Annotated in this window: 19 protein-coding genes and 1 tRNA gene; 8 read left to right on the top strand and 12 right to left on the bottom strand. The window is 48.3% G+C overall.

Annotated features, from left to right (window positions below; all coding sequences use genetic code 11):
* Positions 1–60: 60 nt before the first annotated feature.
* Together thiI and HMPREF1141_RS05120 are read right to left on the bottom strand one after the other, a co-directional pair.
* Complete coding sequence (gene thiI, locus HMPREF1141_RS05125; RefSeq protein WP_009061780.1) at positions 61–1245, bottom strand: tRNA uracil 4-sulfurtransferase ThiI; 1185 nt, start codon at positions 1243–1245, stop codon at positions 61–63.
* 9 nt (positions 1246–1254) lie between these two features.
* Complete coding sequence (locus tag HMPREF1141_RS05120; protein WP_009061796.1) at positions 1255–2391, bottom strand: cysteine desulfurase family protein; 1137 nt, start codon at positions 2389–2391, stop codon at positions 1255–1257.
* Positions 2392–2921: 530 nt separating this feature from the next.
* On the opposite strand from HMPREF1141_RS05120, the gene HMPREF1141_RS05115 reads away from it, so the two are divergent.
* Positions 2922–3350, top strand: coding sequence for a Fur family transcriptional regulator (locus HMPREF1141_RS05115; protein WP_009061755.1), 429 nt, complete (start codon positions 2922–2924; stop codon positions 3348–3350).
* Positions 3351–3503: 153 nt separating this feature from the next.
* Here HMPREF1141_RS05115 and HMPREF1141_RS05110 read toward each other — a convergent pair whose 3' ends face one another.
* Both HMPREF1141_RS05110 and lexA read right to left on the bottom strand, forming a co-directional pair.
* The gene (locus HMPREF1141_RS05110; protein WP_009061772.1) at positions 3504–4532 is read right to left on the bottom strand and encodes a beta-eliminating lyase-related protein; all 1029 of its coding nucleotides are present in this window, start codon (positions 4530–4532) and stop codon (positions 3504–3506) included.
* A 113-nt stretch (positions 4533–4645) separates the two neighbouring features.
* Positions 4646–5233 carry a transcriptional repressor LexA gene (gene lexA / locus HMPREF1141_RS05105; protein ID WP_009061776.1) on the bottom strand — a complete coding sequence of 196 codons (588 nt, stop codon included), beginning with the start codon at positions 5231–5233 and terminating at the stop codon, positions 4646–4648.
* Between the two features lie 395 nt (positions 5234–5628).
* Between lexA and HMPREF1141_RS05100 the strand changes: the two genes are divergently transcribed.
* The 3 genes from HMPREF1141_RS05100 (at position 5629) to spo0A (ending at position 8826) form a co-directional block, all read left to right on the top strand.
* On the top strand, positions 5629–6396 hold the full coding sequence (locus tag HMPREF1141_RS05100; protein ID WP_009061706.1) for a M23 family metallopeptidase: 768 nt from the start codon (positions 5629–5631) through the stop codon (positions 6394–6396).
* Positions 6397–6670: 274 nt separating this feature from the next.
* Positions 6671–7918: a SpoIVB peptidase gene (spoIVB, locus tag HMPREF1141_RS05095; protein WP_009061675.1), complete on the top strand. Its 1248-nt coding sequence runs from the start codon at positions 6671–6673 to the stop codon at positions 7916–7918.
* 128 nt (positions 7919–8046) lie between these two features.
* Positions 8047–8826: a sporulation transcription factor Spo0A gene (spo0A, locus tag HMPREF1141_RS05090; protein ID WP_009061726.1), complete on the top strand. Its 780-nt coding sequence runs from the start codon at positions 8047–8049 to the stop codon at positions 8824–8826.
* A gap of 256 nt (positions 8827–9082) precedes the next feature.
* Here spo0A and HMPREF1141_RS05085 read toward each other — a convergent pair whose 3' ends face one another.
* Together HMPREF1141_RS05085 and HMPREF1141_RS05080 are read right to left on the bottom strand one after the other, a co-directional pair.
* Entirely contained in the window at positions 9083–10033 is a 951-nt protein-coding gene (locus tag HMPREF1141_RS05085; RefSeq protein ID WP_009061765.1) for a phosphodiester glycosidase family protein, read from the bottom strand.
* 95 nt (positions 10034–10128) lie between these two features.
* On the bottom strand, positions 10129–10857 hold the full coding sequence (locus tag HMPREF1141_RS05080; protein ID WP_009061649.1) for an NAD-dependent protein deacylase: 729 nt from the start codon (positions 10855–10857) through the stop codon (positions 10129–10131).
* A gap of 179 nt (positions 10858–11036) precedes the next feature.
* Between HMPREF1141_RS05080 and HMPREF1141_RS05075 the strand changes: the two genes are divergently transcribed.
* Positions 11037–11112: transfer RNA gene (locus tag HMPREF1141_RS05075), tRNA-Pro, on the top strand.
* A 291-nt stretch (positions 11113–11403) separates the two neighbouring features.
* Here the strand turns inward: HMPREF1141_RS05075 and HMPREF1141_RS17490 are convergent.
* The gene (locus HMPREF1141_RS17490; RefSeq protein ID WP_009061695.1) at positions 11404–11559 is read right to left on the bottom strand and encodes a hypothetical protein; all 156 of its coding nucleotides are present in this window, start codon (positions 11557–11559) and stop codon (positions 11404–11406) included.
* An 847-nt stretch (positions 11560–12406) separates the two neighbouring features.
* Positions 12407–12586, bottom strand: coding sequence for a hypothetical protein (locus HMPREF1141_RS05070; RefSeq protein WP_009061733.1), 180 nt, complete (start codon positions 12584–12586; stop codon positions 12407–12409).
* 323 nt (positions 12587–12909) lie between these two features.
* Between HMPREF1141_RS05070 and HMPREF1141_RS17295 the strand changes: the two genes are divergently transcribed.
* Complete coding sequence (locus HMPREF1141_RS17295; protein ID WP_155863505.1) at positions 12910–13098, top strand: hypothetical protein; 189 nt, start codon at positions 12910–12912, stop codon at positions 13096–13098.
* Positions 13099–13234: 136 nt separating this feature from the next.
* On the opposite strand, the gene HMPREF1141_RS05065 is transcribed toward HMPREF1141_RS17295, so the two are convergent.
* Complete coding sequence (locus HMPREF1141_RS05065; RefSeq protein WP_278245190.1) at positions 13235–13540, bottom strand: DUF3888 domain-containing protein; 306 nt, start codon at positions 13538–13540, stop codon at positions 13235–13237.
* A 322-nt stretch (positions 13541–13862) separates the two neighbouring features.
* Between HMPREF1141_RS05065 and HMPREF1141_RS17290 the strand changes: the two genes are divergently transcribed.
* Together HMPREF1141_RS17290 and HMPREF1141_RS05055 are read left to right on the top strand one after the other, a co-directional pair.
* Positions 13863–14000 (top strand): hypothetical protein, encoded by a 138-nt coding sequence (locus HMPREF1141_RS17290; protein ID WP_009061741.1) that lies wholly within the window; start codon positions 13863–13865, stop codon positions 13998–14000.
* Positions 14001–14526: 526 nt separating this feature from the next.
* Positions 14527–14802 (top strand): late competence development ComFB family protein, encoded by a 276-nt coding sequence (locus HMPREF1141_RS05055; RefSeq protein ID WP_009061721.1) that lies wholly within the window; start codon positions 14527–14529, stop codon positions 14800–14802.
* Between the two features lie 167 nt (positions 14803–14969).
* Here the strand turns inward: HMPREF1141_RS05055 and HMPREF1141_RS17285 are convergent, their stop codons facing one another.
* The 3 genes from HMPREF1141_RS17285 to HMPREF1141_RS05040 form a co-directional block, all read right to left on the bottom strand.
* Complete coding sequence (locus tag HMPREF1141_RS17285) at positions 14970–15137, bottom strand: DUF6774 domain-containing protein (RefSeq protein WP_155863503.1); 168 nt, start codon at positions 15135–15137, stop codon at positions 14970–14972.
* Between the two features lie 430 nt (positions 15138–15567).
* The gene (locus tag HMPREF1141_RS05050) at positions 15568–16425 is read right to left on the bottom strand and encodes a YitT family protein (RefSeq protein ID WP_009061710.1); all 858 of its coding nucleotides are present in this window, start codon (positions 16423–16425) and stop codon (positions 15568–15570) included.
* Between the two features lie 707 nt (positions 16426–17132).
* Complete coding sequence (locus HMPREF1141_RS05040; protein WP_009061689.1) at positions 17133–18326, bottom strand: spermidine/putrescine ABC transporter substrate-binding protein; 1194 nt, start codon at positions 18324–18326, stop codon at positions 17133–17135.
* Positions 18327–18329: the final 3 nt, after the last annotated feature.

Genomic DNA, 18329 nt, shown 5'->3' with positions numbered 1-18329 from the left:
TGATTGCATTCTTCCTGCGCCTTCGGCGGGGGAAAACTGCGATCCCCATAAAAAATCTTTTTAGGCGAGCGAATGATCATATCCGATTTTGATCAGCTTTACCTGAGAAACGCATTCCTCGATCAGCGCATCAGCGTCGAGCTGCTGCTCCGCCTGCTCCACAAAATAAAGGTTGGGCTTGGTGCGGGGATGCTTCGGCGTGAACACCGTGCAGCAGTCCTCAAACGGCTGAATCGAAATTTCAAAGGTATCGATTTTGCGGGAAATCGCGATGATCTCCGTTTTATCCATGCCGATCAGCGGCCGGAACACCGGCATATCCACCGCCGCCTCGGTGCAGGCGATGGCCCGCATCGTCTGGCTGGCCACCTGGCCCAGACTCTCGCCGGTAATGAGGGCCTCGCAGCCGTTATCCACCGCGATCCGCTCTGAAATGCGCATCATAAAGCGGCGCATGATGATCGTGAAAAGCTCCTCAGGGCATTTCGCCATGATCTCTTCCTGAATATGCGCAAAAGGAACCACGCGAAGAATCATGCGGCCCGAATAATCGCTGACCTTGGTCAGCAGATCAACCACCTTCTGCTCCGCGCGCTCACTGGTATAAGGCGGGCTTGCAAAGTGGACGGGAACCAGCTCCACGCCGCGCTTTGCCATGCACCACGCCGCTACGGGGCTATCGATGCCGCCGGAAATGAGCAGAGCCGCTCTTCCGCCTGTGCCGACAGGGATTCCGCCCGCGCCGGGAATGGAGCTTCCATGAATGTACGCGCCAAAATCGCGCACCTCTACCATCACCACCAGGTCGGGATTGTGCACATCGACCGTCAGGTGGGGAAAGTTCTCCATTATATATGCCCCGACCTCGGCAGAAATTTCAGGGGATTTCAGGGGAAAACTCTTGTCGGAGCGCTTGCTTTCCACTTTAAAGGTTTTCACGCGATTCAGATCGCCGGAAAGATACTCGCTGCACGCAGAGAGGATGGATTCCATCTTCTTTTCGGCTACGCACGCGCGCGAAAATGCGGCGATGCCGAAAATCTTTCCGACCTTCTCGGCAACCTCATCCAGATCCTCTTCCCCTTTGGGGGAAATGGTAATGGTAGACTGCGCCACGCGGATGTCGAAATTGCCGAATCTGCCGATGCGGTGGCGGATATTCCGGACGAGCGACGCCTCAAAATTCTTTCGGTTCAAACCTTTGAGCACCAGCTCGCCCAGCTTAATCAAAATGATCTCTCTCATACAAACTCCTTATGATTTTTTCACCAGCTGCTCCATGCCCTGCTTCAGTGCGGCCGTAAGAGCGCCGATTTCTTCCGTTGTAGTAAAGCGGGAAAAGCTCACCCGCAAAGAGGACTCCACCAGCTCGGGCGAAAGGCCCATGGCTGTGAGCACATGGCTCGGCTTTGCCTTGGAGCAGGCCGAACCGCTCGAAACAAATATATTTTTCGAAGACAAGAAATGCAGCATCGTTTCGGCGCGGATGCCCGGAACCGAAAAGCTGAATACGTAAGGCATCGCGTCCTCCGGCGAATGGATGACAACACCCGAAAGCCCGCTAAACTGCTCGCGCAGACTGGCGCGGAGCGTTTCAAAATGCGCTTTCAGCTCCTGCGGCTGCGGCATCGCACGCACCGCCGCACCGAACCCGGCGATGGCCGGCAGCGGCTCGGTGCCGGGGCGCACTTCTCTTTCCTGCCCCCCGCCGAAGCTTCTGGACGGGAAACCTTTCTGGCCCGCCACATACAGTGCGCCGGCGCCCTTTGGCCCGTGGATTTTGTGAGAAGAAACCGTCATCAGATCGATCCCCACGCGCGCGGGCTTGATCGGAACCTTGCAGAACGCCTGCACCGCGTCCACATGCAAAATCGCCGGGGATTTGCTGCGGCGGATCGCCTCCGCTGCCGCCTCCACCGGCATGCACACGCCGGTTTCGTTATTGACGAGCATCATGCTCACCAGAATCGTATCGCCGGTAACGGCCTGCTCCACCTGCTCCGGCGAGATGTGCCCCGTGGCATCCGGCATCAGGTACTCCACCGTAAAGCCATCCTGCTCAAGCTGCTCCATCACGCGCAGTACGGAGGGATGCTCCACCGCCGTTGTAACGATACGCTTGCCGCGCCTGCCGTTGCGCTTCACGGCGCCGAACAGGGCAATATTATTTGCTTCCGTTCCCCCCGAGGTAAAATAAATCTCGGAAGGATTCACCGAAAGCCTGTCCGCAACCGCCTGGCGGGCCGCGGTCATCTCGCGCTCCGCCTCAAAGCCCATGGTGTGCAGCGACGAAGGGTTACCGTACGCCTGTGTCATCACATACAGCGTACGCTCTGCCGCCTGCTCGCACACACGGGTGGTGGCTGCGTTGTCCAGATATATTTTTTCCAAAGCTGAAAGCCTCCAACCTATGATAAATTTCACTTTAAAACAGGCCATTGATTCCTTTTCCGCCCACGGCGGGGGAAGAAATCACTGTTTCTATAGAAAGTCTCTTTTAAAGCAAATGGGCTGTCAATCGTAATCAGCCCTATTATACCACAGGCGCGACGCGCCGTTGTGGTATATTTTTTGAATTGACGGTATCATAATCTGCTCTGCGGATATTATACACGAAAAGTTCCCAATAGTGAATATGCGCCCGCTTGCATTTTTTGCAAATCCGCGCTATGATTACATACAGAAAGAGTCGGATTCCCTCAGCGTGCCGAAAAACAGAGGCATACCGCTAAAAATCGCGCAAGGCGGCAAACCCGCAAATCAGAGAGCATACTTGGCATGTGACCGCAATTTGCAAATGCGGCTGCCCTGTGGGCATACGGCACACAGCAGGCAAAACGAGCATCGCTATTTTGCGGCAGCGCGATGGTTTAGTAGTCTGAGGGGCAGATTCCCTTTTCTTTTGCAAGGAGGAACCAAAAATGGCAGAACTGAAGAACACAAAGCAGCGCGGAGCGATTCTGCGTTTTCTGGAAAACAGCCCGGATCCCGTTTCGGCGGAGGATATTTTCGTTTTGCTGAAGCCCTCTTTCCCCCAGTTGGCTCTTTCTACCGTATACCGCAATCTGGAGCGCTTTACCTCCTCCGGGGTTTTGCAAAAAATCAATTTTGAAGACGGCGTGATCCGTTATACGCTGGCCAAGGGGCACGACCACTATTTAATCTGCACCGGATGCAGTAAAAAAATCAAGCTGGACGACTGCCCGCTTTCCCCGCTGGAGCTTCAGCTCGCAAAGGCGACCGGCTTTGAGATCGAGCGCCACAGCCTGACGATCTACGGAAAATGCCCGGACTGTCAGAAAAAGCGCGGTACCCGGGCCGTTGTAAAAAAAGTGGAACGCACGCAATAGCGAGAAGAGTTCTGCCGAAACGGCACATTTTTATGAAAACGTGATACACAAAAGCCGCAGAACAGGTTTGTTCTGCGGCTTTTTACATTATAATATCCACCAATGTACCGTCGTACCATCAAATCAAAACTTACAGCAAGATCAATTCATATATTATTCCAGCATTTCGATCAATCTTGCGATATCGTCTTCTTTTGTGGCCCAGCTTGTGGCAAATCGTACAACCGTATGCTCTTCATCGGCTTTTTCCCAAAAGCTGAACGCAACTTTCTCCTGCAGCTTTTGCATAACGGAATTCTGCAAAACGATAAACTGTTGATTGGTCGGGGATTCCCAGGCAAACGTGCAGTTTTTTCTGCGAAATCCGTCCTTCAGCAGTTCCGCCATTTCAATCGCATGCCTGCTGATCTTGAAATACAAATCATCCGTAAATAATGTATCGAACTGGATTCCCAGCAAGCGGCCTTTCGCAAGCAGCGCTCCATGCTGTTTTACAGTCGTCATAAAATGCGGGGGCATATGATTTTTCGTAAACACCACCGCTTCGCCGCATAACGCGCCGACCTTTGTGCCGCCAATGTAAAACGCGTCACAGTATTCGGCAATCATAGGCAGAGTGACATCCGTTGTTTTGCTCATTACACCGTAGCCCAGACGCGCTCCATCTAAATACAGGGGGATCTCAAACTTTCTGCAAACTAAGGAAATGTCGCTCAGCTCCTGCTTGCTATACAAGGTACCGTATTCTGTCGGGTGAGAAATATAAACCATTCCCGGGAACACCATGTGCTCATGGTTTTCGTCCTTCCAGAATTTCTGTAAATAATTTTCCAATGTACCGGCTGAAATTTTCCCGTCGTTTTGGGGTATTCCCAGCACCTTGTGCCCTGTATATTCGATCGCGCCTGCCTCGTGGACGCTCACATGGCCCGTTTTGGCCGCCACAACGCCCTCATATCGTTTGAGCAGCGCATCAATGACGATCGCATTTGTTTGTGTTCCGCCGACCAGAAACGAAATCTCTGCCTGCGGACATTGACAAGCTTCCCTGATCTTGATTTTTGCGCTTTCACAATATGGATCATTTCCATATCCCGATAACTGTTCTAAATTTGTGTCAAGAAGGCGCTGTAAAATTCTTTCATGCGCTCCTTCCGTATAATCATTTTCAAATGACAACATGCTAATTGAATTCCTCCCAATTCCTGTTTCACCGTCTGCCAGGGCAATTTGCCCGTAAATCTGCGCTGTCTTTGATATGGCAAAGCAACAGCGCATCACAAGTGGTACCCTTTTTAGTAATAGCGGTAAACAGAAATCACGCGGCCAAGCACCAGAGCGCTTTGAGAAAAGATCGGAGAAAACGCGGGGTTTTCCGGCTGCAGGCGGATGTATTCCTGTTCAAAGAAAATCCGCTTGACCGTAGCCTCGTCGTCGATCAGCGCGACAACGATCTGCCCGTTTTCCGCCGCATCCTGGCGGTGCGCGATAATGTAATCCCCGTCAAGAATTCCGGCGTTTTTCATGCTGTCGCCCTGCACGCGCAGCGCAAACAGCTCCTTTTCGGGGTAACGGTGCCCTACCAGCGGCAGGTAGCCCTCGACCTCTTCCACGGCCAGAATCGGCACGCCGGCGGTCACTCTGCCCAAAATCGGCACACGGCTTACCTGCTCGGCGCCTTCAATATGAATGGCGCGATTGAGGCCGGCCTCGCGCCGAATGTAGCCCATATCCTCCAGCGTTTTGAGATGCAGGTGAACGGTCGAAGTGGATTTCAGGCCGGTTGCTTTGCAAATCTCCCGCACGGAGGGCGGCAGGCCATATTGTGCTCTATCTTTTAAGTACTCATATATTTTTTTCTGGCTGCTGCTGAGTCCTTTCATCCCATTTCCTCCCAGGTATTCCAAGTCAACCTTATCATACCACAGGGCCCTATAGATTGCAAACAAATGTTTGCGGATTTTTCACAATTTTTTTGTTTTAAGAGCTGTTTTCATCTTATTTTAATGCAAAATTACATGACTCCAAAAGTTAAAAGAATATTCATAGCGTATTAACAACTGCCCCGCGAATTCAAATTATAATATGAGTGTATTCAGACGATGGAGCCGCACCATCAGAATACAAAGTTCTACCCTCCTCAATATACCCCTCAAGCTAACGAAAAAAGACCGAATCAATTGGATTCGGTCTTTTTTCTTTTTTGCGTCACTTTTTGTTTCAAACGGCATATTTGGTGTTTTTTCTGGTCAAAATAGCCTCGGAGGTGCTTTTACAGATGAGCAGTCTGCATTTTAAATCAGAAAATCAATCCCCAAAGAAAAACAACAAGGGTTTTTATGTCGCGCTGGGCGTTTGCCTGGTTGCCGTTGGTGTTGCCGCCTGGACTACGTATGACAGTGTCGTGAAATATGCCAATCCTCAGGATACGTCCTCGTATTCCACTTCGCCCACCGGACGCACGCAGTCAGGTGTTTATGCCAGCAGCAAGGCGGAAGAGGCTTCGTCTCAGCCGCAGGCCAGCGCGCCGCAATCCGCCGCTCCGTCTTCTTCCAAACCGGCTGCTTCGTCTCAGGCACCGGACAAGACCGCTTCGTCCAAACCCGAGCAGCCCGCCAAACAGACGGCGGCCAAACCCGCATCTTATGTTTACCCGGTTGGGGAAACCCCGAAAGTTACCAAAAATTATAGCGGAGACAACCCCATCTTTTCCGACACGATGCAGGACTGGCGTGTTCACTCCGGCACAGATTTTGAGGCAAAGATCGGCGACCCGGTCAAAGCCATCGACAGCGGAAAGGTCAAGGACCTGTACGCAGACGGCAATCTGGGCAATGTTGCCGTAATTGAGCACAGTGACGGAATCACCGCGTACTACTGTGGCCTGGGTGACACCTTCCTGGTGAAAAAGGGCGATGAAGTAGACGCAGGACAGAAGATTGGCTCGGTCAATGTTGTACCGATCGAATCGGTGGAAAAGCCGCATCTGCATCTGGAAATCAAAAAATCCGGTAAGCTGATCGACCCTATCACTCTCTTCAAATAAGTCAAATCGTACAAAGAAACCCATAAAACAGATAAATCCCCGCCGGCAATCGTCGGCGGGGATTTTTACAAAATTTCATCCAAAAATTTCATCGATCAAAAATCATTTTCTTTTTAAACGGCTTAATTTGAGCCAATTTTAAAAATTTCTGACATTCGCCGCCGACCGTATGAAGAAGTCGATCATTCCTTCCATATTTGCCCAGAAAAAAGCGGATTTGACAACATAAATACTTTCGATTTGACAAAGATTAAATGCGAAAGGAGGTGAATGTTTGAAAAAAGGAAAAAAATTTTTTCAACGATTGACCGGCTGGCTTACCGCACTTACTCTGCTGGCAGGGTCGGCAGTGGGATACTACCACTACACCTTGCCTGATCAGTTCCGCGTGACGGCGGGAACCAAGCTGCGGCTGAACCAGACCGGCCTTAGCATCATCGACACGGTAAACAAAAAAGAAATTACCGCGTCCGCTTTAAAATCCGCAAACCAAAATTACCATGCTCAACTGATGCTGTTTGATGTAATCCCCATCAAAACAGTCAGCGTGAAAGTGGTGCAGGAAAAGCTTTTGGTGCCTTGCGGTACTCCTTTCGGCATCAAAATGTTCACAAACGGCGTGATGGTGGTTGGCGTTGCCGACATTGAAAGCGCCGGAAAAATGATCAATCCCGCCGCTGTGGCGGGCGTGAAGGTGGGCGATATCATTACCGAGGTAAATGGAAAGGCCGTTACCCAGAACAGCCAGGTGGCGAAGCTTATCGAAAGCAGCGCCGGCGCACCGGTCGAGCTTTCCATTAAACGGAATGAAGAAACGCTCACAGCAACTCTTACCCCTATTCTGTCCGATGTGGACGGAAGTTATAAGGGCGGTCTTTGGGTACGTGACAGCACTGCCGGTATCGGCACCGTAACTTTTTATGATCCGTCGAACGGATCGTTCGGCGGTCTTGGCCATGGCATCTGCGACGTGGACACGAATGAGCTGATGCCGCTTCGCAGCGGCGACGTTGTTTCCGTGACCATCAGCGGTATTGTCAAGGGCCAAAAGGGCCGTGCAGGCGAACTGCGCGGCTATTTCAACAACGATTTCCCTGTCGGACAGCTACAGGCCAATTCCGAAGGTGGTGTGTACGGCACGCTGAATTCCTCTCCTGTTTCTACCGAGGCTATCCCCCTTGCCGTGAAGCAGGAAGTGAAAACAGGCGCTGCACAGATTTACACCACAGTGGATGGAACAACGCCCAGACCTTATGGCATTGAAATCGAATCGATCAACTATCAGGACGGCACCAAAACGAAGAATTTGGTCGTTAAAGTGACCGATCCTGATCTGCTCAGCAAAACGGGAGGAATTGTTCAGGGAATGAGCGGCAGCCCTATTGTGCAAAACGGAAAATTAGTGGGCGCCGTAACCCATGTATTTGTCAATGATCCCACGCGCGGCTACGGAATTCTGGCAGAAAACATGCTGGAAATCTCCGAAAAAACGAGTCTGGAGAGCACGGAAAAGGCATCTTAAAACGAAATTTTTTACTATTTTGAAATATAATTACCAAATTCGCGTAAAAAATATTGTGTAAGGTATTGCCATAAATGCCAATATATGGTATTATAAGCCTGTAAATTAAAAAACAGGGGGATATGTTCATGGAAAAACATTTAAAACTGCTGATTTCTAATGACACTGACGAATTTGCTCGAAGCTATTCTCATGATTTTGAAGTTGCGGGTATTGATGTCGTCTATTCTCCAAAGGATGGACTGAGGGTTTTGGACCATATTGATCTCGAACAACCTGACGTCGTCCTTGTGGACCTGTTCATGCCCCGACTGGATGCGATCGGAGTCATTCATGGGATTCGAAAAAAGTACGCCTCTAAGGCGCCTTCCTTCATTGTCATGTCTACATTCAGCAGCCCCACGCTGGAACGTGAGGTAATGCTTTCCGGAGCTGCATATTTTGTAATCGTACCGTTTGACGCAAAGGAACTGGCTCAAAGAATCTTAAAAATATGCGGCAGTATCGCCCCAAAATCGGAACAGGCTTCGGTACCGGCACCAAAAGGCAAACCTTCTCTTGAAATCCAGGTCACAGAAATCCTTCACCAGATCGGTGTTCCGGCTCATATTAAGGGATACCATTACCTGAGGGATTCTATTATCATGGCCGTGCAGACACCAGACATTATCAATGCCGTGACCAAGCAGCTGTACCCCAGTGTGGCCAAACGGTACGAGACTACGCCCTCGCGTGTGGAACGTGCTATCCGCCATGCCATTGAGGTAGCCTGGGACAGAGGCGACATCGACATCCTGAATTCCTATTTTGGGTACACGATTCACAACACCCGCGGAAAGCCCACTAACAGTGAGTTTATCGCCATGATCAGCGATAAGCTCCGGCTGGAAATGAAGTCCGCCAGCTAAAGAAAAAACTCCTTTCCCCAATCAGCCGGATGAGGATCCGCTTTTTAGGGAAAGGAGATTTTTTTTGCAATTTTTCGGATTTATTTGTAAATTCAAAAAGCCGATATTTTTAGAAAACAAAGCGAGACAAGGCGGCGGCGCAGGAATACAGGACGTATTCCCAGAATTTTGAACACAGCCACAGCCCGCTTTTCCTCTAATAGACAATTGCGTTGATCTTACCAACAGAGCTTGTGATGAACAGCCCTGTTTTCGATTACATCGAGGTGCTCTTCGTCACAAACAGCAGGGAATTCGGAACCGGACGCTCTTTACCGTCGGACGGCTTATTGCGCAGTAACAGCGTGCTGTTGCCGTAATTGCGGCTGAGCAGCGTAGCGGAACCGCCCGCATCCAGATTGCCGGCCTGCACCGCTCCCATGTCCTTCATCAGCTGGGCAAATTCCTTCAGCGTCGCCCCTGTAGAATACTGGGACTGACGGCCATCTACCATTACGAAAAACACGGTTCCATCAGCACGGACGCCAACGCCAAGCCGCGGCGAATAGGTTCTTTGGTCCGCATCCTTTTGCGTGACGACGTTTCCGTCCTTAACAAGGAGCGTATCATACAGGCCGATCGCGTTCTGCAGCTCGGATTTCATCTGCGGGTAATCTGCATTCGAAGCGATCACCGGAGTGCCGTCCTTCTTAATTCCGAAAAAGTTCCAGCGATAGGCACGGGAAGACACGGTGCCCTGTACCTCAACGCCGTCTTTGACGACAACTCCCCACGGCTGATTGGTGGTCATATTGAACATATCACCGTTGATCGCCGCGACGACCGGTTTTCCGTTTGCCATGGCCGAAGCAGCCTGCGCGCGCACCGTAGCGGCGTGATAGCCGCCCGCATATGTAGTATCACCAGGTGTGCCAACCGTAATGCCAATCTGTCCCGCTAAGGGTTCGTATTCCAGCATAAAGCACTCATTGATTTTACAACTTAAATTTGTATAGGTGAATCTTGTTTCCACAAGACCGGGTGCTACCGTTCTGCTGTAATCGCTCATCAGAGAGGTCGCTACCAGATTTGTCAGGCTGAGCTGCCCGAACACCGGCACCGCCGCAGAAGCCGTGGCAGACATCTGCACAGCGGCCAGCAACACGGCAGCTACGGATACAATCTTACGTTTCGTTGATTTTGATTTCGAGCTTTTTGATTGTTTCATCTTTGCTGAGGTCTCCTTCCTTAGTTATCTTCATCTTAGACCATCAGGAAGATTATGTCAACCAAAAACAGGCATTTTCTTCTGGAAAAATTATGTTAAATTTTGGTAATTTTTACTTGGCTGAAGATCTCACCGATCGGATCGCTGATCATCAGCGCCGCGCTCTGATCCGCGGGCGTAGAAGAGCGATTGATCACGACCAGACGGCTGCCGCCAAAATAGTGGATCAACCCGGCGGCAGGGTACACAGCCAGCGACGTTCCGCCAATGATCAGCATGTCTGCCTTGCGGATCGCCGTGACCGCACCGTTGATCACATCCTGGTCAAGCCCCTCCTCATACAGCACCACATCGGGCTTGATCGTACCGCCGCAGGTGCAGGTGGGAATTCCTTCGCTGTGCAGAATAAATTCGGCATCATATTCTTTATGGCATTTCTGGCAATAGTTGCGGTGAACAGAGCCGTGCAGCTCGTATACGCGCCTGCTGCCCGCTTTTTGGTGCAGGCCATCAATGTTCTGAGTCACGACCGCCGACAGCTTCTCCGCCTGCTCCAGCTCTGCCAGCTTACGGTGGGCTGCATTTGGTTGTGCATCCAAACACAGCATCTTTTTGCGGTAGAAATCAAAAAACTCCGCCGTGTGCCGCACATAAAAGCTGTGGCTCAGCATTTCCTCCGGCGGATAGCGGAACGATTGGTGATACAGGCCGTCTACACTGCGAAAATCGGGAATCCCGCTTTCTGTGGATACTCCCGCTCCGCCGAAAAACACAATCCGGCTGCTTTCGTCTATCATCTGCTGAAACTGCTCCATCTTTGTCATTCAGAATCCTCCCATCGTCCATTCTCTTTCCTTTATCTTAGTCTGCAAAGTATGGAAAATCAAGCGTCTTATCTATTCTGCTGATTTTACCGACCCGCAAACCGCAAAAAATTCGAAATTTCTCAAAAAAAGGATTGCGTTTTGCCTGCAAGTATGATAAAATAATCCACGTTGCAATTCCGGGTGTGGCGCAGTTGGTAGCGCGCTTGACTGGGGGTCAAGAGGCCGTGAGTTCAAGTCTCGCCACTCGGACCAGAACAAAGAACGAGAAAAACCGCATCAGACAGCTTATTTTTGAGCTGTTTGATGCGGTTTTTCCTTTCCTTTAAAATTGACTGTAAAACCGGCTGTAAATTTCGGCCCTTACTATGGCTGATTGGTAAAACCGTCAAGCTGGAATCTGAAAATTTTACGTAGGGAAAGGCGCTGAAGTTATCGATTGAAACGCACAGTACCGATCAGTGACAGCTTGAACGCCTTATGCGATATTGCATTCAACAAGCACAGAAACAAAAGCAGCTCCTGCTATCATGCAAGAGCTGCTGCCTAATCTACCAGTATGGATAATTCGTTTTTTAAATCATTCATGATCGTTCCTAAACGCACCATACGCTTAAGGTCTTTCGCTTTCTTGGCCTCCTGGTAGCAGACCGAATACACCGCTAACTTGCTTTGTATGACCGCTTTTTCATTCTGGCTCATGTGCAGACCTCCATCAATATATTTGTTAACATAATATCAGAAAAGTGTGTCCCAGGTATGAACATAAAGATTATGATCAGAGTGATACAAAGCAATGATCTTACTGCTAATAAGTACATGAAGGGAATAATCGGTGTTTGCCGTTTCAATCGACTGCTTTTGGGCACCGCATGCAACCATTTGTGTAGCTCTGATGATTGCAATAATAAAGTCAGTTATAGACGCAATCAGAAAAAACAAGAGCAATGGATACGAATGAACGCAAAAAGTCCGTATAGTTACTATATTGTTGCTGCACAACAGCTACCAAACCCGCATTCTGTCTGGATTTCACTTTGACTGGAGATCAAGAGGCTCTATGAGTTTATTTTTTGCCACTCGGACCAAAACTAAGAGCGAGAGAACGCGTCAGACATTATTTTTGAATCGTTTGGTGCGGTTTTTCCTTTCCTTTAAAATTGACTGAAATCGACCGCAAACTCCGACTGTTACTACAGGGTTGTTACGTGCTCTAAAAGAGTTTTCAATTAATTTTGGTAGTTTGTAAATAGTGTTGCCAACTTTTGTCAACCAAAGCATTGACAAAATCGTAAAATGGATTATAATATAATTGCATTGTGCGGTTTAGCTGTTGTTTATGGAGACGGCAACTCCATAGGCAGGAGGAAGGAATGATTTAAATCATTCCTTCCTCGCTTTTTATGTCCTGAAATGCGATCCCCTTAGCTGGAGCAAATCCGGCTGCGGGGGATTTTTATAATACCATCCTCAGTTATTGGAACTTTTATCCATTGTTTTTACTGAAAATGAATGAAAGGCGCGTTTTACACGCGCCGAATAATTGAGACTATTGGGTTTTAAGAGAATCTACAAAAGCCTGCATCTCTTTTTTAGAATCTATACTGTGGGTTTTCTCTATCAAACGGCGGCGTTCCGATTCGGAAAGCGAATCGAAGTATATCTCAGCACCCCGGTTTTGAAGTAAAGCGATACCGAAACCCATCGGTAAATCCTGGGGATAATCCATGTGTGTCACCTCAAGATTAGTGTGTGCGGATACTGCGGCTTTATTACAACCAAGAAAGCATAATGATACGCTTGAGAAATTTCGTGAAAGCGTTGAGCTGAGTGCCAAATACTTTTCACCCCTTGGAATGTGCTGATCCGACAGACTAAAACAGAAAGAAAAAGAGTGAGAGCACTCTTTTATAAAAACACCCTCACTCTAATGGATTAGAACCACCACCGACGGCAACAACGCCGACAACGGCAGCCGCACCATCCTCGCCGACACCAACGATTCCAGCACACGATCTAATCACTCCTTTCTATAAGGAGATATGACATAATATGAATTCTTTTAAGGGCTTGTCAATATTGGATTTTGACATATTTAGAGGTAATAGCTGCGGTGCTGCATTTGAAACGCTGCCGCAAAGCGGACGCGCCATGGATTTTCCTGCTTTTTCTGATGATAGAAACAAAAATATGCGCATTGCTTTTGCTGCTGTCAAACAGCAATGTGGAAAAACAGAATAGAAGCAACGAAGCGGCATTCCGGAATGATCCTCCAGAACACCGCTTTTATTTTTATGTTATTGGAATATCCGACGGAAAGAGGAGAAGTCCAATGAATCAGTTTATCCCTCTATATTTGTTTGTTTAGATGCTTATTTTACGAAGGAGGCCATTGAATTATATAATCTTGATAACTTCCATATATCTCATAACTCTCTAAATGCTGAAAGCTTTTTATTTCCGTACTGTTTTCAGTTACATATAAAAGCATTTGATCTTTCCCGACAGAATTATGAGGACCGTAGTACGGTAACACATTTACTGTAATATCATAACCTCCATTAGAATCTTTACGGATATCTAAGATTTCAACGGGGCCACTCCCGACCCCAGGCGTCTCCGTAAAATATCTTTTATAATAGTCATCCACGCCTTGCTGAATCGTCGGGCGCAGCAACATGATCAGGACATCATTGCAAAGTTCAGATTGATCCGTAGTGGATACAAATGTTTGTTGAATACCATTTACTATAAGAAATAAACACCGCCAAAAACAAAGTTATTAAAATAAGAATACTGAGGATCGCTTTTTTCAACATGCTGTCACCTACTATAATTTTACTGCAAAGAATATGCTTGATATAAATGTTTTAGACATCAAAATCCCCCCATCTGGTACGATCCAGCTGAGGGGATTTTTTGCTGATTTTACTTGTAAAATTACTTCACCATTTTCTTCCAATTGTGCCCTTTTATGATAGCATAAAAGAAAAGGGGCAATGATCATGGAAGATTTAAAAATGCTGCTTGAGCAGATCAACCAGAACTTGAACACGGTCATCAAAAACCAAGTGCTGATCTACGGAAAGCTGGAACGGCTGGAGGATTTGATCACACCGCTGTCACCCCCCAGCCAGGAATAAGGGCAGCGTAGCGTAATTGTGGCGGATATCCATACCTTCGCAATTTGAATGCTTTTTATTTGAGTTCAAGTCTTGCCGCTCCGACCATCTTTTCAGCCGTACAGATGCTGAAAATTCAGCATCTGTACGACTTTCTTTATTTTTAGACGAATATCTATTTATCTAAAGACAGGTATTCTATTGTAAGTGTATTTCAGTATCAGCATTCCTAATCCTTTTTGAACCGCATGGAAATTACATTGGCTAAAACGGTCGCTATCAGGCTTAAACCAAGTGACATCAAAAAAAGAACGAACGCATTGGGGCGCTTTCTGCTCACAAAATCACCTCCTGCTTCAAAGATATACGAAAAGGCGATCAAATGCAAGGGATCTTCGGTAAAGGCAAATCCCTGGCCATCAGGCTCCAAAGGCCCTTTATGTAATTTGTGCACAAAATCTAATTTACTTCAAAAATTGATTATGCTACAATAAATTTATCGGACATGCAATTTCATGTATTTTGGAAAAAGGCAGGTGATTCTGTGATGGAAGTCATTTTAAAAAATGTGATGGAACAGATGGTTCTTCAAAAACTGGATGAAACCATTGACAAGCTGGGCTGCTGCAAATGTGACAAATGCAGAATGGACATTGCTTCTTATGCCTTAAACCGCCTTCCGCCCAAATACGTAGCTACCTATGAAGGTGAAGTGTACTCAAAGCTCGACACACTTTCTCTTCAGTATGAAACGGACCTGTTAAATGAACTGTATCAGGCGGCGCAGGTTGTCACCCAAAATCCCCGCCACAAAGTTTCATAATCCATTTCAAATCTTTGATCGATATTCCCCCCTTCCGCTTCCGGTTGTTTTCGGTAGCGGAATTTTTTTGCTTATTCGCCTGCTGAAAATACTCCGTTCTATTCAGAATCCATAGTGATCCGTTCAGATTCTCTTTCACAGAATCCGAACTTCTCAATTATAAAAGATCAGCCTTTTTCGCAGGCTTCTTTTTTTGCCGCGATAATTGCCAGATTATCGCCGATCGCGCTGAAAAGCTCCCCCAGAATGTTTACCTCGGTGGCGCTTTTTCCCTGCGAAATGGAAATGGCGATGGCCGCCGCGGCCAGCACGAGATCATCCCCTGGGTTGCACATTCTCATCACCTCGAAATATCATATGCAGAAAAAAGAAAACCGCCCGATAAACGGGCGGCTTGCAAGGAAGGAAAACGAAAAAGGATCTATGATGATGAATCCTGTTTCACAGGCTCTTGTTGTTCGTCTGCTGCCCGGCGGCACGGTATTCCGTCCACTCCGCCGGGCTGTGATGCAGTGTTTTGTTTCATTGGTACTAATATACCCTATCGATGTGTCCAGACTATTGCAATTTAGTTAGAATATCTTAAATTTGAGATGAAGAAAATTTGAACATACCAATGGAAACCACAGAACGGGCATGCCGGATTCCATAAGAGAACAGCCATTGTGCGCCTTTTTCCTATTGCAAAAACTGCTGAAAAACGAAAAGCTCCATGACCCGGAAGAAAAATCCGGAGCATGGAGCTTTTCGTTTGAAGCATCAGGTTTAGTGGATCGCTTTCTTGCGGTACTTTTTCCCCGCTACCTCAACATTGCCGATGGTAATCAGTGCGTCGCTGTCAAACCCGAGAACAATGGATTTCAGCTTCGTTATCTCCAGGCGCGATACCACAACGTAAATCACTGTTGTTTCGAGCTTGGAATAGCCGCCTTGTCCCTCCAGCAGCGTGACGCCTCGTCCCAGCCGGTCGGTCAGCGCGGCGGCAATGTCTGAGTAGCAGTCCGAAACGATCATGACTCCTTTGGAGCTGTCGAAGCCCTCTACTACAATATCGATCACCTTGAACGCAATGAAATAGGTGACAAGAGAATACATTGCGCGATCCCATCCATATAAAAAGCCCGCGGAGCCAAGAATGAACACATTGAAAAACATGACGATTTCGCCGATGGAAAAGCTGATTTTCTTATCGAAGATGATCGCGATCATTTCCGTTCCATCCAGAGAACCGCCGGCCCGGATAATCAGGCCAACACCGGCGCCGTTGATGATGCCGCCGAAAATCGCCGCAAGAAAAACATCGTGTGTCAGCCCAGAAATCGGGTGAAGCAGAGAAACCCCGACGGAAAGACAGATAATCGCAAACAAAGTGGAAAGGACAAAGGTTTTTCCGATCTGCCGATACCCCATGATCAAGAACGGAAGATTCAAGCCAAAAGTAAAAATTCCCAACGGAAAATGCGTAATATAACTGCTCATGATGGAAATGCCCACGATACCGCCGTCGATGATATTATTCGGGATCAAAAAAATCTCGAGTCCGACGGAAGAAAGGGCTGCGCCCAGGATGATCATCGCCGATTTCAGCAGCAGCGTCCGCGCCCGATTATTGTTATGTATCATAGTTGCTCCCCGTTCCACTTAGTTGATAATTTAATTGTAGCATAAAATGGAACAGCTGTTATGAAAAAATTTTTTCATAACATTTATTTATTATTAGGCAAAATGATGTGATTCCCCTCAGAGAACCGTGAGATGTAAACTCTGAGCCAAAACGGCATATGCAGGACGTCAGAAAATACCCACCATTTACCGGACTGGCTTCCGCAAGTGTCTTTAGAAATTGTGTTATGAGTGATAACACAGAAAAGCGAGGCGGTGAGCCTCGCTTTGGGACAGATTATCTTGGCGGACGCGGAGGTCCGGGTTGATACGGCGGTCTGGGCGGTCCGGGCGGATACGGGGGTCTGGGTCGCCGCGGCGGCGGTGGCCCCCATGGTGGTCTGGAGCACTGCCCGCAGGGCGGAAAAAGCCACCAGAAAGGCATCGGCATTTCGAACTCCTCCTTTTTTTCCTATCATATGCAGCTTGTCACACAATGGGAAGAGGATTCGATTTTCGGGTCATATTTTGCTGAACGCCTGGACCGGAGGTGCCCAAAGAAATCACATGTTTCAGAGCCAGAGAAATCACGGCTTCCTTCTTTTAAGAGATCAAGCGATATTCTGAAAAGTCAGAAATCATGTAAAAATACGCCTCAAAAAAACCTTCACAGGTCTTTGAGGCGCATTCAGCTTAGTTAGAAAAGCAAATCCGAGCAGCTCTGCGCTTTACTTGAAATCCCATCTTCGCTTATGGCGCTTATAGAGCACCACCGCGATGTACAGCAGCAAAAATCCGGCGAGAATGGCAATCAGTGTTGCTGTCTGCCCCGGGCCGCCCATCTTCACCTCTGCCCACAGGGTATCGAGCAGCAGGTTGGTATCATCCGGCAGCGTGGCATAGGTTTCGGCCTTCTCCAGAATCTCTTTGGGCGGGTAATAGATCGGGTTATCCTGAATTTCTTCCGGCAACAGGGCCTTGGCGGCGCTTTCCGGTGTGGAATAGCCGATATAGTCTACGTTGGCCGCAGCAATTTCAGGATCGCACAAAAAGTTGATGTACGCTTCCGCTGCCGCTTTATTCTGTGCGCTGGTGGGAATGCACATGGCATCGACAAAGAAGTTCGTTCCCTGCTTGGTCGGAATCGCAAAGCCGATGTCTGGGTTCGAATCCACCAGAGTGGCCGCGTCACCGGCGTAATAGGGCGCGAGCCACGCCTCGCCGCTGGCCATCTTATCGAAAATCTGATCCATCACGTAGGCCTGTACCAGCGGCTTCTGCTTTTTCAGCAGCATGGCCGCTTCCTCCCACTCATTCGGGTCGGTGCTGTTAAAAGAAAAGTCCAGACGCTTTTGGGCAATGCCGAACGCGTCGCGCGGGTTATCGAACATCAGGATTTTTCCCGCGTATTTCTCGTCCCACAGAATATCCCAGCTGTCTACCGCTTCTTTTACATACTTTTTGTTATAAAAGATGCCGACGACGCCCCAGGTATAGGGCACGGAATACTCATTGGTCGGGTCGTAAACAGGCTTTAAAAAGTCCTGATCGATATACTTGCTATTCGGAATATTTTGATAGTCCAGCTTCTGCACCAGATTTTCCTTGATTAGCTTCGAGATCATGTAATCTGACGGAATGATCACATCGTAATTTGCGCCGCCGCTGACCAGCTTTGCATACAGATTCTCGTTGCTCTCAAAAGTGGTGTAGTTCACCTGAATCCCCGTTCTGCGGGTAAATTCCTTGTTGACGTCGATACTGTCGTCGACGCCGTTGGAGATATACTCTCCCCAGTTATATACATTGATGGTCACGCCCGTTTTGGGCGCCGCTTCCCCGCTGACCTGAGCCGAAACAGGGAGCGCTGCAGGCCATAAAAAGAAAAGGGAAAGCGCGAAAGCCGCCAATCTTTTTTTCAAGAG

The organism is Clostridium sp. MSTE9 (genome assembly GCF_000277625.1).
GTDB classification, from domain to species: domain Bacteria; phylum Bacillota; class Clostridia; order Oscillospirales; family Acutalibacteraceae; genus Faecalispora; species Faecalispora jeddahensis.
The sequence above is the reverse complement of the archived record's forward strand: the minus strand, read 5'-3'. Positions and strand labels throughout refer to the sequence as shown.

Bases quoted from the DNA above. Each gene is read 5' to 3' on its own strand.
- HMPREF1141_RS05085 (WP_009061765.1), bottom strand. From the start codon at position 10,033: ATGAAACAATCAAAAAGCTCGAAATCAAAATCAACGAAACGTAAGATT.
- HMPREF1141_RS05070 (WP_009061733.1), bottom strand. From the start codon at position 12,586: ATGGATTATCCCCAGGATTTACCGATGGGTTTCGGTATCGCTTTACTT.
- HMPREF1141_RS17285 (WP_155863503.1), bottom strand. From the start codon at position 15,137: ATGTGCAACCCAGGGGATGATCTCGTGCTGGCCGCGGCGGCCATCGCC.
- HMPREF1141_RS17490 (WP_009061695.1), bottom strand. From the start codon at position 11,559: ATGAGCCAGAATGAAAAAGCGGTCATACAAAGCAAGTTAGCGGTGTAT.
- HMPREF1141_RS05080 (WP_009061649.1), bottom strand. From the start codon at position 10,857: ATGACAAAGATGGAGCAGTTTCAGCAGATGATAGACGAAAGCAGCCGG.
- HMPREF1141_RS05115 (WP_009061755.1), top strand. From the start codon at position 2,922: ATGGCAGAACTGAAGAACACAAAGCAGCGCGGAGCGATTCTGCGTTTT.
- HMPREF1141_RS05055 (WP_009061721.1), top strand. From the start codon at position 14,527: ATGGAAGTCATTTTAAAAAATGTGATGGAACAGATGGTTCTTCAAAAA.
- spo0A (WP_009061726.1), top strand. From the start codon at position 8,047: ATGGAAAAACATTTAAAACTGCTGATTTCTAATGACACTGACGAATTT.
- HMPREF1141_RS05050 (WP_009061710.1), bottom strand. From the start codon at position 16,425: ATGATACATAACAATAATCGGGCGCGGACGCTGCTGCTGAAATCGGCG.
- thiI (WP_009061780.1), bottom strand. From the start codon at position 1,245: ATGAGAGAGATCATTTTGATTAAGCTGGGCGAGCTGGTGCTCAAAGGT.
- HMPREF1141_RS17290 (WP_009061741.1), top strand. From the start codon at position 13,863: ATGGAAGATTTAAAAATGCTGCTTGAGCAGATCAACCAGAACTTGAAC.
- HMPREF1141_RS17295 (WP_155863505.1), top strand. From the start codon at position 12,910: ATGAATTCTTTTAAGGGCTTGTCAATATTGGATTTTGACATATTTAGA.
- HMPREF1141_RS05100 (WP_009061706.1), top strand. From the start codon at position 5,629: ATGAGCAGTCTGCATTTTAAATCAGAAAATCAATCCCCAAAGAAAAAC.
- lexA (WP_009061776.1), bottom strand. From the start codon at position 5,233: ATGAAAGGACTCAGCAGCAGCCAGAAAAAAATATATGAGTACTTAAAA.
- HMPREF1141_RS05110 (WP_009061772.1), bottom strand. From the start codon at position 4,532: ATGTTGTCATTTGAAAATGATTATACGGAAGGAGCGCATGAAAGAATT.